Here is a 14,628-nt window from a genome sequence, read left to right as displayed (position 1 = left end):
CTTGTCGGTGGTCCGTACCGTGGTTGCCACCGACGCGTCGTTCCGGGAGCCGGCCACGAAGGGACGATGCGTGTTCCCACAGCGCTTCCCGCGCAATGGGCCGCTGACTGCCGGTGCTGGTTGAGGCGTGCTTATCGGATGGGGCGTGAGGGCTGTTTTACCGGGCGGCGACCCCCCTCAGTGCATCAGGTCGACCAGTTCGTCCGTCGACAGCAAAGCATGGGCGAAGAAGCGGTAGTTGATCATGGCCGCCTGATAACCGTCGCCCCAGACCGGGTGTCGGGGTCCAGCTGTTGCATCCCTGACCACGGCGACTTCAAATCCCTCCTCGATGAGGTGGCGCATATGGGACTCAACGCACATGTTCGCCAACATCCCACCAAGAATAATTCCTTGAATTTTTCGCTTGCGCAATTGTAGTACCAGGTCGTTGGTTTCCGGCCCGAATACCTTGTGCGGACTCGCGACCACCGTTCTGCCGTCCTCGATATAGGGTTTGAAGCGCTCCAGCCAGTCCGCCCCGGAGTTCCGGAATCCTGCCAGATCGAGCTGTCCCGCCCGTGCGAAGGTATGTGTCTCCAGTTCGTTTGTCTCCAGCGGACCGTTCATTCGCCAACCGTTGTCGGTCGGGTAGAAGTAATGGGGCGAGATGAAGACCTCGTATCCGGCCGCCTTCGCTACCTCGAAGATTCTCTCCATATTCTCGACGGTCCTGTTTTCTGTGACGCTCGCCCCCACCACGTCCCAGTTCGCTCCGTCCTCGCTCAGCACGTCGTTCTGTGGATCAATGAACACGAGCGCCGTGTCGGTCTTATTGAATTCCACTTGCCCGCTCCTCCTGCGATTAACAGGCCACTGGTCTGATGGGCATTGGTGCAGCGGATGCCCTTCCGGAGCGCATTCCGGTCCGGTCACTAGTGGTTTTTTCACGTGCACCTTGGAGCGCGTGCCCCGAGGAGGCGCTGTCCCGGCTATTCGGCTCTCCGTCCACTTTGCCCCATCGCGGGACCTTCTGCATCGGTGAGCCACCTCGGTCGCTGCAGCCATCCGGAGGCGTGAACGGCCGTGGGGTAGGGGGATACTAGATCTGGTACTCCAGTCAGACTCCTGGTCCTGAGCTGCTTCTTCTTCGGTAGTGGCAGCGGCGGCAGGCTTTGGCTTGGTGGCACCTGCGCCGGGGGACCATTTTTGGGCGTGGAGATGTCAGTCGTGGTGGGGACGGGGATGCGGCAGGAGGGTGTCCAGTAGGCGCCTGATCTCTGCCACGGCTACCGGAGCGAGGACTGATCCGTTTCTGCCGCCCCCCCTTGACCAAGCACCGCCCGGGCAGCCAGGCCCCTCGCGCGGGCCGCCGCCAACCTGCGTTCAGTCAAGTCGAACAGGAAGTCGATCCGGCGCGAGAGAGGCCGCAGTACCGAGTGCTCCCCTGGCACGGGAGGTGAGGCCCGCAGATCTCGCAGCAGGGCCGCGACCTAGGACAGATTCCAAACGAGTTGCCGCACTGGCACTCCAGGTTCCACGTTCTCCAGCAGCAGAGCCCCGGCTGCGAGGTCCACTGCCAGCAGAGTGACAACCGACGGCGTATCTGCCCAGGCTCGCAGGGCTTCGGCCTCCTCACGCGCGGTCAAGGGCTGGGGCGTGAGCTTCAGCCACATCGAGGCATCTGTGTCACGCTGCAGGCAGCGGAACACCCGCGAGGTGCCTCCACCGCTCGCCGCAACAAGATCTAGATCCCAACGGGCAGCGAGCTCATGGAGGAGGGCCGCCAACTCGTCACACCAACCGAGCACATCCGAACCGAACGACGAGCCGGTCCCGGACCTCTGGCGCGACGCAGGCCAACTCTCTCAACACGTCCCCCGCAGGTGATCAATGCAGTTCCTGCGCATCCTATGAGCACGGCCCACGCACGCCCCACCACATTTCACTGTCACGGTTCGTGAAGATCAATCGCGTCCGACTGCCCAATACAGCGCTCAGGATTATCGACGCTTACCAATCCCGAGGCCGTCAACCTCCTGGCGATGCGCTCGGCCCTGCCCACCCCCGCCGCGGCCCGCTTCCGGCCTTCTGCCGGAGGGCCGGGCCAAACGATCAGTAAGCCGCCCGGCTAGCCATGGCACAGGCTTCGGGCCTTGTCCCGTTCACCTGGACGCACCGGTGACGGTTGATCCGCCGCCAACCCGTATGCGAGACCTTATGATTCGCGGGCTCGCATACGGGTTCCCTCGGCCAGACGCCCAGGATTCCTGGAACCCGCGCGCCTTCCCGTGCGGCAGCCGCAAACTGGGCCGGCGCGCACGAGCGGCAGACCTGTACGTCGGCTCCTATCACCGTGCGTGCCGCAGGGCGGCTGATGCGCTGCGGCCCGACCGGCTGCTCATCCTCTCCGCGCGCTACGGCCTGCTCGACCCCGACGACGTCATCGACCCGTACGACACACCTCATGGCGCTGCCGACGCCATCACGGTCCAAGCCCTACTGAAACAGGCCACGGTGCGCGACATCGTGCTCCTCGACCCCGTTGTGGCTCTCGGCGGCACACGGCATGTCGGCCTCGTCCGCACCATCTGGCCGCACGCCCAGGCGCCATTGGCCGGGACACGCGGCATGGGTGAGCAAATGGCCAGGCTCGCCGTGCTGCGCAAGGGGCACGAGCAGCAGCTGATGTGACACCGCAGGCCGCTGTGGGAAGGCGGCCCGGCCGCGCCCGGCAACCGCGTATCCTCGCCGCCGCTGCCCTGCTCTGCGCACGTGCGCAGAGCAGGGCAGCGGGGTGGCGTCCCGGTGGCCATGGTGCCTCCTGCCGGCGAGCAGGTACGCGGCGCGGACGGACGACCTCGCCCCCCCTGCTGCGCCCATGCACGCGAATGCCAGGCGGGCCCCCTCCGAACGCCCGGAGCGGGCCCGTCAGCGACAGGAGCCGTTCATCCCTCGTCGTGTGCCAGCGTCAGATCAAAGGCGTCCTGGCCGGCCACATCCAGGGTGAGGGATGCCGCCCGAGCCGGGTATCCCGCAGCGACGACGGTGTACTGGTCGGCTTCGAGACCCGTGAAGGTGTACGAGCCGTCCTCGGCGGTGAGCGCGATGCCGACGACGTCGCCCGCCGGGTCCAGGAGGGTGACGCGGGCCTCGGAAACCGGGCGGCCGTCCCTGGCACTGCTGCGGACGGTGCCCTTGAGCACGGGCGCCACGCCGTGGCGCGCGTCCGGCTCGGCGGGCCGACGGCGCGCGTGCTCGATGACGGGTCGGCGGCGCATGTGTCCGGCGGCGTAGCGCAGGGAGCGGCTCACCACCACCATCCAGGCAACGACCACCAGCACGTAGAGCACGACAGCCGCCCATATGAACAGCTGCGATCCGGTCCGCGCGGCGAGAGCGCTCGTGGCCGTCACACACGCGCCCACCGGGAAGATGAAAGACCACCATGTGGGTGCGAAGGGCAGCCCGCCCCAGACCGTCCGTGCGGTCAGCCCCGCGGCGAGCGCCAGCCACAGCATGGCGAAGCCCCATACCGACACTCCCCCCAGCAACGCGGCGACCGCGGCGCCTCGCGCGTAGGGCGCGGGCAAGGCGCTCGGCGCCGCAGCGGCCAGCGCGCCGAGCGCCGTCACCGACTGGCCCAACGCCCCCAGCCCGATCCACACCGTGGGCACCACGGTCGCGGCAGGTATGTCGTGGTGCACCAGGCGCCCGTAGATCATGGCCAGCACGAGCAGCGCCGCGACGAAGCCGAGCCCCAGCATCGCGTAACACCCCAGCAGCAGGGCGAGCCGCAGTTGCCCGGCCGGTGCGTGGGGCACCAGCAGCGCGCCCGTCGCGGCGGAGACCATCGGCGGCACCACCGGCATCAGCCAGCCGCCGAACGCCGAGTCCGGCGCGAAGCGGTGCCGGGTGACCATCAGATACGGCACCGTGCACGCCGTGACAAGACCGAGCACGGTACCGAGTGACCAGAGCGCCCAGTCCAGACGCAGCGCTGCCTCGAGCCCGATCAGCCGCCGACCCAACACCAGCGCCCCGGCGCCCACCGTGAGCAGCGCCACCGGCGGCGCGCCGAAGAACTGGGCCGCCACCGGATCAGCCGCGTGTACCCGCAGCGCCCGCTGCCTGAGGTAACCGACGGCCAGCAGGATCAGCAGCAGCGCGGCGCCCAACCAGACCACCGTGGCGAGAGTCCGCAGCCCGGGAAAGCCCCGGGGAAGCGTGACCGCCGCGTTGGCGACGATGCCCGTGCCCATGACCGCCGCGAACCAGCTGGGGCCGAATACCGCACGCGTGGTTGTCTCTGCGGCAGGCGGCAAAGGACGGGCGGACGAGGAGGAATTCATGACCCAAACCTATGGCGGGGCTGAGGCGGCACCGCCGGTCATGTCCAGATGCGAGGGGCTTGGAGCACATATCGAGCGACCACCACAGTGCGGCAGTCCCGCAGCGCACCCGTGAGAATCACCCTCCCCTGACAGTTCGTCATTGTCCAGCGACTGCCGCGTTGATGGCTCGCAGTGCGGCTCATGTTCAGTTGCACTGACCAGTTGTCGGCAGCGGCGACGACGAGGGCCGGCGGCGCGGCGACGGCCGAACGGAGCCTGTTGCGTAGATGGGCGGAGGTTCCTAGCACCCGGATACCGGGCGCCGTCCGTCCCGGGGCCCGCGGAGGTCTCCGGAGCACTCGGCCTCTCCCTTGAGGCAGCGACTTGCTACGGGGCTTGGCGGCACGCCTCGGCTGCGACGGCGTCCGCCACCCCGGCCCGGCCCAGATCGCCGACACAGCCGCTCTGGTCGCCCACCAGACCGACGTAACACGCCATCCGGACCGCGTCCGTGACCTCGGTGCCCTGGTCCCGGACATGGTTCTCGCAGGCCGCGATGTCCGCGTGAGCGGCTGGTGCGGCGATGACGGTGCCGCCCAGGGCGAGGGCCAGGCCGGCGAGAACACAGGGAATACAAGCCGAACGACGCATGAGGATGCACCTGCTCTCTGGGGCGGATCACGCGGTCCTGGGCGCGCCGAACCGCGGGCGGGGGCGGCGGCGAGCGAACGCGAGAGACGGAATCCCCCGGGGATCGAGCACCACAGGGGTCGAGCAGGCGGTGTCCCGTGCCTGTCGTGCGGGTGGTGTGCGCTTCCTCCGAGACCCGATCGGCCCGGTATCGGCCACCCTCGCTCATACGACGCTAGAGCACTCCGTACGCGCCCGCACTCCCGGAACGACGGATCCCGGCGCCCGTTCGCCGACACCGACGTCATTCCCCAGGAGCTGTGGCCGGGTGTTTCCCCAGTCACGGTGTCCTCATCGGGATCACCATCGCCTGCGACCGCGTCACCACCATGCGTTTGGTGTACCTGACGGCGCCGGCGCCGCGCCGTCGATGACGAACAGGCCGCGACCGTGCGCACGCCCGTCTCGCCAGGGAAGGCAAGAGCCCTGGCCGGTGCTTGTCAGCCGGGCTCTTCGGCTGTTCGCCGGGTGGGCAGCCCGGGCCCATCATGACGACCTGACGGCCGGCCTACGTACGGCGGGCCCGCCCCCGTCTCGGGCCGTGCCCGGGCGGCACCGGCGGCCTCCTCCCCGCCATTTCCCTCCCCCGCCCTCCGATGTCACAGAACGGCGGGGCTGTCTCGTCTCAGATCGTCGAAGACAGACTCCGAAAGCAGGAAGGTGATGGTCATGCGGGTGTTCGTGGCAGGCGGGAGTGGAGTCCTGGGGCGGCGGCTGGTACCGCAGCTCGTGGCTCGTGGCCACCGGGTGACGGCCACGACGACAAGCACGGCCAAGCTCGGCTTCGTGGAGCAACTGGGCGCGGACGGCGTCGTGATGGACGGACTGGACCCGATGTCCGTCGGCGAAGCGGTGGCGGCCGCCCGCCCGGACGTGATCGTGCACCAGATGACCGGGATCAGCATGGCTCACGCCGGCAAGCCCGACCTGAAGCACTTCGACCGCTGGTCCCTGCCCACCATCAGACTGCGCACCGAGGGAACCGATCACCTGCTGGCCGCCGCCGAGGCGACCGGCGTGCCGCACTTCGTCGCGCAGGGCTACGCCAACTGGAACGGGATCCGCGAGGGCGGCTGGGTGAAGACCGAGGAGGACCCGCTGGACCTGCACGAGAAAACACCCGCGCACCCGGCGATGGCAGCGTTGCGCCACGTCGAGGATGCCGTCACCGGCGCCGGCGGCGCGGTGATGCGATACGGCGCGTTCTACGGGCCCGGCGCCACCGACGACCAGGTCGTACTCGTGCGCAAGCGGCAGTTCCCGCTGGTCGGCAACGGCACCGGCTATGCCTCCTGGATCCATCTCGACGACGCGGCGAGCGCCACCGTCCTGGCCGTCGAGCAGAAAGCGAGGGGCGTGTTCAACATCGTCGACGACGACCCGGCCCCGGCCGCCGAGTGGCTGCCCCATCTCGCGGCGTGCGCGGGAGCCAAACGGCCGGTGCGCATCCCCCCGTGGCTGGCCCGGCTGCTGGCCGGACAGGTGGTGGTGACGATGATGACCGAGGGGCGCGGCTTCTCCAACGCGAAGGCCAAACGGGAGCTCGGCTGGGAGCCGCGCTATCCGTCGTGGCGGCAGGGCTTCAAGGAGGGGCTGGCGTGACCCGGACCGAGGAGTTCGAACAGCTGCGGCCCCTGCTGTTCTCGATCGCCTACCGGATCCTGGGCAGCGTGAGCGAGGCCGAGGACGCGGTCCAGGAGACCTGGCTGCGCTACGAGCTCTCCGCGACCCGGCCCACGTCGACAAAGGCGTTCCTCTCGGCCGTGGTCACCCGGATCTCGATCGACGTGCTGCGCTCGGCCCGCCGGCGGCGGGAGGAGTACGTCGGGCCGTGGTTCCCCGAGCCACTGCTCACCGACCCCTATGAGGACCCGGAGCACTCGGCGGAACTCGCCGACACGCTGTCGATGGCATCCCTGTTGCTGCTGGAACGGCTCAGCCCGCTGGAACGTGCGGTCTTCGTCCTGCGGGAGGTGTTCGCCTTCGGCTTCCCGGACATCGCCTCGGCGGTGGGCAGGTCGGAGGCGGCGTGCCGCCAGCTCGCGGTGCGGGCACGCCGCCACATGGACGCGGGCCGGCCCCGGTTCGAGGCCGACCGGAAGGAGCGCGAGAAGCTCGCCGAGCGGTTCTTCGACGCCTTGCGGGAGGGAAACATCGACGGGCTGCGAGAACTGCTCGCCAGCGACGTGTCGCTGGTCGGGGACGGCGGCGGCAAGGCCCCGCAGTGGGCCAGGGGTTTCTTCGGCGCCGACCATGTGTCCCAGGTGCTCGCCACCCTCCTCCCGCCGTTCATCCAGATCGGCGGCGTCGTGGAACGGCACCAGGTGAACGGCCAGCCGGGCGCGATCTTCCGCGACCCGGACGGCAAGGTCCTCAACACCTGGACACTCGACATCCTCGATGGACGGATCCAGACGATCCGCACGGTGAGCAACCCCGACAAGCTCGGGCACATGGGTCCCGTGGCTGACGCCTGGGCGGTCCTGCGCGCAACACAACGGGTCCGTCCGGACGCGGACTGACCCGATGAGCTCACGCCGCGGCCGAGGAAGTGGCTACAAGCTCCCCTTGCGGACGGTCAGCTGCCTCCGACACCGCCCACACACCGCTCGGGCAAAAAGCGGCGACCGGCAACGGCTTGTCGCGCCCCCACCAGAAACCGAGCAGCGACAGGTTCGGCGCACCAGCACCAAAACCAAGAAGAGGAGAATCGGGCATGATCAGGATCGGCATCATCATCGGCAGCACCCGCCCCGGCCGGAACGGCGACCAAGTGGCCCAATGGGTGCGGGACCTGGCGGTTGAACACGCAGGCGACGCCGCGGACTTCGAGCTCGTGGACCTGAAGGACTACGCGCTGCCGCTGCTCGACGAGCCCGTGCCGGCGCGCATGGCACCGGGCCGGCTGCCGCACACACAGCGATGGGCCGAGCGGATCGGATCGTGCGACGCCTTCATCGTCGTCACGCCCGAGTACAACACCGCCCCGCCCGCCGCCCTGACCAATGCCATCGACTACCTCTACGCGGAGTGGGGCGGCAAGCCGGTCGGTTACGTCGGCTACGGCATCTTCGGCGCCGTCATGGCGGTGCAGAAGCTCCGTGCGCAGGCGGGCCCGTTGCGGATGGCGGACATCGGGCCTCAGGTGGCGCTTTCGCTGCGCGAGGACTTCGAGGCCTTTGCCGACTTCCGGCCGCAGGAGCTGCACGTGGCAGAGGTGCACGGGCTGGTCGACGAGCTGCTGGCGTGGGCGCAGGCGCTCGGCCCACTGCGCGCAGCTTCCCGAGCCGCTGCTTGAACGGCCGAAACCCTATCCCCAACCTCTACAACGTTGGATCCGCTGTACGAACGATGAGGAAAGCCCAGACCGTCGCGGGCGATAGGGACCTTGGTCCCGTCCGCAGACGTGACAGCACACCGTCGATCACCTGACGGTGGTCCCGCCACAGACACCACCCGCCGCTCACAACTCGGCGACAGCGGCTCTGTCCGATCTCACGCCACATCCGTCAATTCTCCACGACGTACAAACAAGTTCAATGATCAGCCAGGCCCTGGTCGGTGGTTCCGTAGGCGGCCATGAACATGTCCAGCAGTCCGTCGATCGCGGCCTCGTCAATGGGGCGGGTCGACAGCAGGCTGCGGTAGTAGAGGGTGCCGCACAGCACCTCGGCGGCGAATTCCAGGTTCGCTGCTGCGGTCAGCTCACCGGTGTGCTGGGCGCGGGTGATCCGCTCGAGGGTGCTCTGCTCGACGGTGGCCAGGAATCGTTCGTGCAGGGTCGCCCGCAGCGTGGAATCAGCCTGCGCTTCCGCGATGACTGCGCGGTAGATGGGGCCGATCGGCGGGCTGGAGAGGGCGAAGCTCGACAGTAGGAACTGTTCGCGCAGATCCCTTCGGACGTTCCCGGTGTCGCGGTAGTCCAGGTCCCTGGTCCACACGTGACTGAGCGCGTCGAGCAGCAGCGCCGCCTTGGACGGCCAGCGCCGGTAGATCGTGTGTTTTCCGACCCCGGCCCGTCGGCCGACCGCCTCGATACTCAGGCCCGCGTACCCGACCTCCGCAGCCAGATCGAGGGTTGCCCGCAGCAGCTCTTCGGTGCGCACGGCACCTCGACGGCGTGGCGTGGCGGGCGTGTCGCTCATGCCACCAACTCTAACGGCACGCATCGTGCCGTTGACAACGCCGAGGGCCGCGCGCAGCATTCTGTATCGATCGGCACGGTGCGCGCCGATGCCGAGGTGACGGCGTGTCGCCACTGACGCCCAAAGTCCCGCCGAATCAGATCAACACCCGCCCCATCGGATCGACGAAGGAAGATCTGTCATGACCAGCACCGACAGCAGCACGCGCGAGGGATTCACGGTCGAGGAACGGGCCGCGATGAAGGACCACGCCCAAGAGCTGAAGACAGCAGCGCGCCGCGGCTCGCGCGCGGACAAGGCCGCGGAGGCGGAGCGGGACGTGCTCGCGAAGATCGCCGAGATGCAGGAGTCGGACCGGATCATGGCCGAACGCGTCCATGCCGTCATCACAGCCGACGCCCCGGTGCTCGCGCCGAAGCTCTGGTACGGGATGCCCGCCTACGCGCTGGACGGCAAGGTCGTCTGCTTCTTCCAGAGCGCGGCGAAGTTCAAGGCGCGCTACGCGACGCTCGGGTTCAGCGACCAGGCGAAGCTGGACGAGGGCACGATGTGGGCGGCCGGTTTCGCCCTGACCGAGGTGACATCCGAGGTGGAGGCGCGGATCAGCGCGCTCGTGAAGCAGGCGGTGGGCTGAGCCTAGCCCGGGGCCTGCGGCCTTTTCGCGCGCTCGGCGGCCTGGCGCTACTGATTCGGCGTCTGCTGCGCCTCCTCACTGACGGCGTCAAGGCGCCTGGCTGAGCAGCACAGCAGGCGTCGAGTTCCACTCACTGGTTCGGCCCTTTCTGGCTAGGAGCGCCGTCCGCCCGGAGGTCGCCGGGCGGGATTTGGGCATCATGTGTCAGACACGGCCTATCCGTTCGTTCCGGTCGGCAGCACGGCACGGGCGATGCCGGTGAGGTTGCCCTGCAGGATGAGAATCTCGCTCTGGTTCGATCCGTCGAGGTCCGCCGCGTAGACGTTCCCGGCGAGGTCGGTCACGTACATGCGGCCGTCCTCCGGATCGAGGGCGAGACCGATGCCTTCCATGAGGTGGGTCAGCAGGATCTCGGGGGTCCGCTGCCCTTCCGGCGCGTCCACCGGCGAGCGGTTCACACTGTTGCCCCGCGGCGGGTCGCCGCGATCCGTCCAGTACAGCAAGCGCCGCGTGAGGTCGAGCTCCAGGTCGATCGGCTCGGGCAGGCCGTCGAACAACACCTCGATGTCGCCGCGTTCGGCCGCACTTTCCCCAGCGGGCAGCTCGATTCCGGCGCGCAGGATGTTCCCGAGTCCCGCGTCGCTCGGGCCCTTCTGTGTCCAGTAGAGGTGTCCGCCGACCGGGTCGACGGCGACTCCCACGCACCAGTTGGTCTCGTCGCGCCGGTCGTCCTCTCCCTGCCCCGTCTGTACGAGGGTCTCCACGTTGTGCCCGTCGAGGTCGCAGCGCATGACGCGCATGCCTTCGCGATCACCCCAGTACAGCTTCCGGCCGGCGGCCTCGAGGTGGAGTTGCTTCGGCGTATGCGTGCCACCGCTCGGGACGATCGTCGTCCGGTTGTCTCCGTCCAGGTCCACGCGTTCGATCGAGCCGTCGTTCTCCGGCGGACGGCCCATGTTCGTCCAGTAGATGTGCCCGGCCCGGACATCGACGGCGATCCCGTCGGGAATCCTGCACCCGGTGACGATGACCTTCTTGTCGGAGCCGTCGGGGTTCACGGAGAACAGGCGACCGCCGCTGCTGGCCTCGAGCACGAACAGTCTTTCCTGGGGCCGCGTCACGATTCCCCCTTCTCCGGGCGACCGGTTGCGGCGCTCCGCGGGCCGAGCGGGTCGTGCTCGGCCCGCACGGACAGCAGGGCGGACAGCATCGCGTCGCGTCGGGCGGCCAGCTCATCGACCGAGTCGCCGTGCGCCTCCTCCAGGACGCCGCCCACGATCTTCTCCTTGAGCTCGGGCGTGAACTCGGGGGTGCCCAGGTCCTGCCAGGACGCCACCATCCGCGGCATAAGAGTGTCCATGAAGTGCTGAATGCCACCCTCTCCTCCGCCGAGGTGCCACAGCAGATGGGGACCCATGACGCCCCATCTGAGCCCCGGCCCCCAGACCACCGCGTCGTCGGAGTCCGCCACGTCGAGCACTCCCTCTTGGACCAGGTACACGACCTCTCGGTACAGCGCGGCCTGGATACGGTTGGCGACGTGCCCGGGAAGCTCCTTCTTGAGGTGAATCGGTCTCTTGCCGATCGCGGCGTAGAACGACATGACGTCCCGGATCGTCTCCGGGGCGGTCTTCGTCCCGCCCACGACCTCGACCAGCGGGACGACGTGCGGCGGATTGAAGGGATGACCGATGACGGTCCGCTCCGGACGCCGGCATTCGGCCTGGATGACGCTCATCGTGATGCCCGAGGAACTCGACGCGATGATCGCGTCCCGCGGCGTGGCGTCGTCGATGTCGGCGAACAGCTTGACCTTGAGTTCCGGACGCTCCGGCGCGTTCTCCTGTACGAAGTCGGCGTCCGCGACGGCGTGACGCATGTCCGTGGTGAAGCTCAGGCGATCGGGCGACGCCTCGGGCGCGAGCCCGATCGAAGCAGCCGTGTCCCATGCCGCCTCCCCATACGACCGCAGGGCCGCCTCCGCGGTCGGGCCGGGGTCCGTCGCCGTCACGGCGAAGCCCCGGACGAGATAGTGCGTCGCCCAACTCGCACCGATCGTGCCGGTACCGACGATCGCTCCGCGGTGGACGGGCTTGTGTGCATTCATCCGTTCCCTCTGTGGATACTCCGTCCTTCAGGGCGGAGAGCAATCGGACTCCAGCGGAGCAGGGCAGGGAAAGACGATCCGCCGCCGGGGCGGATCGCCGTTCACCACCAACTACCCGCAGACAGTGGCAAGTTGGAGTGCACCAGCTCGGCGTTCACGTTTCGTGACGGCCGGTTGAAGCTCGCGAAGATGGCCGGACCGCTGGACATCGTCTGGTCCCGCCCCCTGCCGGAGGGCCGTGTGCCGACGACCGTGACCGTGTCCCGGGACGCGGCCGGCCGCTGCTTCGTGTCGAAGCTGTGCGACGACCCGACGGTGAAACCGCTCGCGGCCACGGATGCGGCGGTGGGGATCGACGTCGGCCTGAACCACCTGCTGGCCCTGTCGACCGGTGAGAAGATCGCCACCCCCCGGCACGAACGCCGCGACCGCGCCCGCCTCGCCACGGCACAGCGCCACTGTGCCCGCAAGGAGAAGGGCTCCGCGAACCGGGAGAAGGAACGCCGCAACGTCGCCAGGATCCACGCCCGGATCACGGACCGGTGCAGGGACGGCCTGCACAAGCTGACCACTCGACTCGTGCGCGAGAACCAAACGCTCGTGATCGAGGACCTGACCGTGCGCAATATGGTCAGGAACCGGAAACTCGCCGGCGCCATCAGTGATGCCGCGTGGGCAGAGTTCCGGAGGCTTCTGGAGTACAAGGCCGCCTGGTACGGGCGGGACGTGGTGGTCGTGGACCGCTTCTTCCCCTCCTCCAAGTTGTGCTCCCACTGCGGTGCCTTGCAGGACAGGGTGCCGCTGCATGTCCGCACCTGGACGTGCGGCTGCGGAACGGTCCACGACCGGGACGTGAACGCGGCGAAGAACCTTCTGGCCGCCGGGCCGGCGGTGTCTGTCTGTGGAGGTGGTGTAAGACCTCAACGGAGTACTGCGGACGGGCAGTCGGCGACGAAGCAGAGAATCCCACGGCGTGAGCCGTAGGAATCCCCTCGTTTACGAGGGGGAGGAAGTCAAGACTGGTTCACTGCTCCTGAAGATCGGACACGGGCTGCGGTGGAAAAGCGGCAGAGGTGGCTGGCATCAGCGGCCGCGGCGTGCTGGCACATTTCTCGGCGAACGCCCGTACGCCTACCCGCGTGTCCTGGCCGGCGACCGGCCCGCTCGTGAGCTCGTCCTGGTGTCTGAACAGGTCGCTCTCCTTCGGGCCCTGCGTTTCGCGCGGGACCTCCTTGGCGGCTGCCTTCGGCGGCGTTCAGCGGCTCGTCCGTGGGCAGTACCCGCGGCGACGTGGAGCTGAAGTAGGTACGGCAGCCCGGCCAGTTCGCCCTCTGCCGTCACAGGACCGCGTAGGACCTCGGCCCACGACCGCCGCGAGCGGTACCGCGCCCTCGGGGCCGACGGCGTTCTTCTGCGCCAGGCGGTTGTTGGTGATGGCGATGGAAATGGCCAGCAGGTTGCCGCGGCGCTCGTGGAGCACTACGCCCGACGCGTCGGGCGCCACGCTCATCGCGCCCTCTCCGCTTCCGCCGGGCCGGGAATCGCTCCCTCGGCGCGCAGCTCTGCGATCTCTGCGGGGCCGAATCCCAGCTCGGAGAGGACCTCGTCGTTGTGCTCGCCCAGGTCCGGTGCCCGCTTCGCCGGGACCTTCGCGACGCCTCGCAGGTTGACCGGGCTGTTGATGGTGTACTCCAGCCCGCTGACTCCTTCCAGCGGTACGACGATGTCGTTCGCGCGCAGTTGCGGATCCCGCGCGGTCTCCTCGGGTGTCTGAATGAGGCTGTAGGTGACGCGTTCCCGGGCCAGGGCGTCCTTCCAGTGGGCGAAGGGCCGCGAACGGAACTCGGCGTCGAGCAGCTCGGTCAGCGCGGTGGAGTTCTTGACGAAGCCCTCGATGTCCGCGAAACGGGGATCCTCGAGCAGTTCGGGGTGCCCGATGGCCCGGGTCAGTCCCGGCCAGTGCGGGGTTGAGGTGACGAGCATGAACCATTCGCCGTCGGCGGTCCGGTAGGGATTGATCAGTGGGTTCGCGGGTGCCTTCCGGTCGTGCAACTCGAACGGCGTGCCGTCGGCGAGCGCGCCGGCCACGAGCGTTCCCGTGGCCCAGACGCCCTCGGCGAGCAGTGACGTCCCGACGCTGGCCCCTTGTCCCGTCCGCTCGCGGCGGTAGAGGGCGGTCACGATCGCCGCGTAGATCCCGATCGCCGACATGTAGTCGCCGCTGCCCCAGACCGGGACCGTCGGCGGGGCCCCCGCGTCCCGGGTGGAGGCCAGCAGCCCGCTGCGCGCCCAGTAGGCGGTCAGGTCGAAGCCCGGCTGCCCGGCGTCGGGACCGGTGTCCCCGAAGCCCGTGATGTCGGCGTAGACGACCCGCGGGTTCCAGCCCGCGACCTCGTCGTAGTCGAGGTGCAGCTTTTCGCGGGTGCCGTGCGGGAAGTTGGTGATCACCACGTCAGCCCACTCGACGAGGCGTTTGAGGACCTTGGTGGCCGCCGGTGTCTTCAGGTCGATGACCATGCCGCGCTTGTTGCGGTTGGCGAGGTGCCAGCTGTAGTTGGCCTGTGCCCGGGGGCTGGGCGGCACGGAGCTCAGCCCCCGCTGGGGGTCGCCCTTTCCCGGTGGCTCGATCTTGATGACGTCCGCCCCGAAGTCGGAGAGCACAGTGGCCGCGGCCGGTCCCGCGATGAAGGTCGACGCGTCGAGTACCTTCAGGCCGGTGAAGACGGATTCGGCGATCAT

General features: G+C 68.6%; 13 protein-coding genes and 2 pseudogenes. 6 read left to right on the top strand and 9 right to left on the bottom strand.

What is annotated here, in order from left to right:
* Positions 1-177 precede the first annotated feature (177 nt).
* Positions 178-825: a cysteine hydrolase family protein gene (locus AAFF41_RS48600; RefSeq protein ID WP_266593859.1), complete on the bottom strand. Its 648-nt coding sequence runs from the start codon at positions 823-825 to the stop codon at positions 178-180.
* A 1,374-nt stretch (positions 826-2,199) separates the two neighbouring features.
* Between AAFF41_RS48600 and AAFF41_RS48595 the strand changes: the two genes are divergently transcribed.
* Entirely contained in the window at positions 2,200-2,673 is a 474-nt protein-coding gene (locus tag AAFF41_RS48595) for a DUF6884 domain-containing protein (RefSeq protein ID WP_343326096.1), read from the top strand.
* A 254-nt stretch (positions 2,674-2,927) separates the two neighbouring features.
* On the opposite strand, the gene AAFF41_RS48590 is transcribed toward AAFF41_RS48595, so the two are convergent.
* Entirely contained in the window at positions 2,928-4,331 is a 1,404-nt protein-coding gene (locus AAFF41_RS48590; RefSeq protein WP_319753799.1) for an SLAC1 family transporter, read from the bottom strand.
* Between the two features lie 369 nt (positions 4,332-4,700).
* On the bottom strand, positions 4,701-4,964 hold the full coding sequence (locus AAFF41_RS48585; protein ID WP_319753798.1) for a hypothetical protein: 264 nt from the start codon (positions 4,962-4,964) through the stop codon (positions 4,701-4,703).
* 708 nt (positions 4,965-5,672) lie between these two features.
* On the opposite strand from AAFF41_RS48585, the gene AAFF41_RS48580 reads away from it, so the two are divergent.
* Entirely contained in the window at positions 5,673-6,605 is a 933-nt protein-coding gene (locus tag AAFF41_RS48580; RefSeq protein WP_388417251.1) for an NAD-dependent epimerase/dehydratase family protein, read from the top strand.
* Positions 6,602-7,525 (top strand): RNA polymerase sigma-70 factor, encoded by a 924-nt coding sequence (locus AAFF41_RS48575; protein ID WP_343326095.1) that lies wholly within the window; start codon positions 6,602-6,604, stop codon positions 7,523-7,525. Before AAFF41_RS48580 ends, AAFF41_RS48575 begins: the two co-directional genes overlap by 4 nt.
* Positions 7,526-7,535: 10 nt before the next feature.
* Here AAFF41_RS48575 and AAFF41_RS48570 read toward each other — a convergent pair whose 3' ends face one another.
* Positions 7,536-7,742, bottom strand: a complete 207-nt coding sequence (locus tag AAFF41_RS48570) for a hypothetical protein (RefSeq protein ID WP_343326094.1) — start codon at positions 7,740-7,742, stop codon at positions 7,536-7,538.
* Here AAFF41_RS48570 and AAFF41_RS48565 point away from each other — a divergent pair.
* Positions 7,720-8,301 carry an NADPH-dependent FMN reductase gene (locus tag AAFF41_RS48565; protein ID WP_319753794.1) on the top strand — a complete coding sequence of 194 codons (582 nt, stop codon included), beginning with the start codon at positions 7,720-7,722 and terminating at the stop codon, positions 8,299-8,301. The two genes, AAFF41_RS48570 and AAFF41_RS48565, sit on opposite strands and share 23 nt — an antisense overlap.
* Before the next feature lie 94 nt (positions 8,302-8,395).
* Here AAFF41_RS48565 and AAFF41_RS48560 read toward each other — a convergent pair.
* Positions 8,396-8,537, bottom strand: a pseudogene (locus AAFF41_RS48560) (IS5/IS1182 family transposase); the annotation flags it as partial.
* A 2-nt stretch (positions 8,538-8,539) separates the two neighbouring features.
* Positions 8,540-9,148 (bottom strand): TetR/AcrR family transcriptional regulator, encoded by a 609-nt coding sequence (locus AAFF41_RS48555; protein ID WP_319753793.1) that lies wholly within the window; start codon positions 9,146-9,148, stop codon positions 8,540-8,542.
* Positions 9,149-9,329: 181 nt separating this feature from the next.
* On the opposite strand from AAFF41_RS48555, the gene AAFF41_RS48550 reads away from it, so the two are divergent.
* On the top strand, positions 9,330-9,782 hold the full coding sequence (locus AAFF41_RS48550; RefSeq protein WP_319753792.1) for an iron chaperone: 453 nt from the start codon (positions 9,330-9,332) through the stop codon (positions 9,780-9,782).
* Positions 9,783-9,997: 215 nt separating this feature from the next.
* Here the strand turns inward: AAFF41_RS48550 and AAFF41_RS48545 are convergent, their stop codons facing one another.
* Positions 9,998-10,903 carry a 3-hydroxyacyl-CoA dehydrogenase gene (locus AAFF41_RS48545; protein ID WP_343326093.1) on the bottom strand — a complete coding sequence of 302 codons (906 nt, stop codon included), beginning with the start codon at positions 10,901-10,903 and terminating at the stop codon, positions 9,998-10,000.
* The gene (locus tag AAFF41_RS48540) at positions 10,900-11,889 is read right to left on the bottom strand and encodes a 3-hydroxyacyl-CoA dehydrogenase NAD-binding domain-containing protein (RefSeq protein ID WP_343326092.1); all 990 of its coding nucleotides are present in this window, start codon (positions 11,887-11,889) and stop codon (positions 10,900-10,902) included. The genes AAFF41_RS48545 and AAFF41_RS48540 overlap by 4 nt, the downstream gene beginning before the upstream one ends.
* Positions 11,890-12,024: 135 nt before the next feature.
* Here AAFF41_RS48540 and AAFF41_RS48535 point away from each other — a divergent pair.
* Positions 12,025-12,873: pseudogene (locus AAFF41_RS48535) on the top strand (RNA-guided endonuclease InsQ/TnpB family protein); the annotation flags it as partial.
* Positions 12,874-13,395: 522 nt separating this feature from the next.
* On the opposite strand, the gene AAFF41_RS48530 reads toward AAFF41_RS48535, so the two are convergent.
* The gene (locus AAFF41_RS48530) at positions 13,396-14,628 is read right to left on the bottom strand and encodes a CaiB/BaiF CoA transferase family protein (RefSeq protein WP_319753789.1); all 1,233 of its coding nucleotides are present in this window, start codon (positions 14,626-14,628) and stop codon (positions 13,396-13,398) included.

It is taken from the genome of Streptomyces mirabilis (assembly GCF_039503195.1).
In the GTDB taxonomy this organism is placed as follows: Bacteria; Actinomycetota; Actinomycetes; order Streptomycetales; family Streptomycetaceae; genus Streptomyces; species Streptomyces mirabilis_D.
This window is presented reverse-complemented; position numbering and strand designations above follow the sequence as displayed.

Coding starts and splice junctions, on each gene's coding strand:
- AAFF41_RS48595 (WP_343326096.1), top strand. CDS start 2,200: ATGATTCGCGGGCTCGCATACGGGTTCCCTCGGCCAGACGCCCAGGAT.
- AAFF41_RS48590 (WP_319753799.1), bottom strand. CDS start 4,331: ATGAATTCCTCCTCGTCCGCCCGTCCTTTGCCGCCTGCCGCAGAGACA.
- AAFF41_RS48585 (WP_319753798.1), bottom strand. CDS start 4,964: ATGCGTCGTTCGGCTTGTATTCCCTGTGTTCTCGCCGGCCTGGCCCTC.
- AAFF41_RS48580 (WP_388417251.1), top strand. CDS start 5,673: ATGCGGGTGTTCGTGGCAGGCGGGAGTGGAGTCCTGGGGCGGCGGCTG.
- AAFF41_RS48565 (WP_319753794.1), top strand. CDS start 7,720: ATGATCAGGATCGGCATCATCATCGGCAGCACCCGCCCCGGCCGGAAC.
- AAFF41_RS48570 (WP_343326094.1), bottom strand. CDS start 7,742: ATGATGATGCCGATCCTGATCATGCCCGATTCTCCTCTTCTTGGTTTT.
- AAFF41_RS48555 (WP_319753793.1), bottom strand. CDS start 9,148: ATGAGCGACACGCCCGCCACGCCACGCCGTCGAGGTGCCGTGCGCACC.
- AAFF41_RS48550 (WP_319753792.1), top strand. CDS start 9,330: ATGACCAGCACCGACAGCAGCACGCGCGAGGGATTCACGGTCGAGGAA.
- AAFF41_RS48540 (WP_343326092.1), bottom strand. CDS start 11,889: ATGAATGCACACAAGCCCGTCCACCGCGGAGCGATCGTCGGTACCGGC.
- AAFF41_RS48530 (WP_319753789.1), bottom strand. CDS start 14,628: ATGATCGCCGAATCCGTCTTCACCGGCCTGAAGGTACTCGACGCGTCG.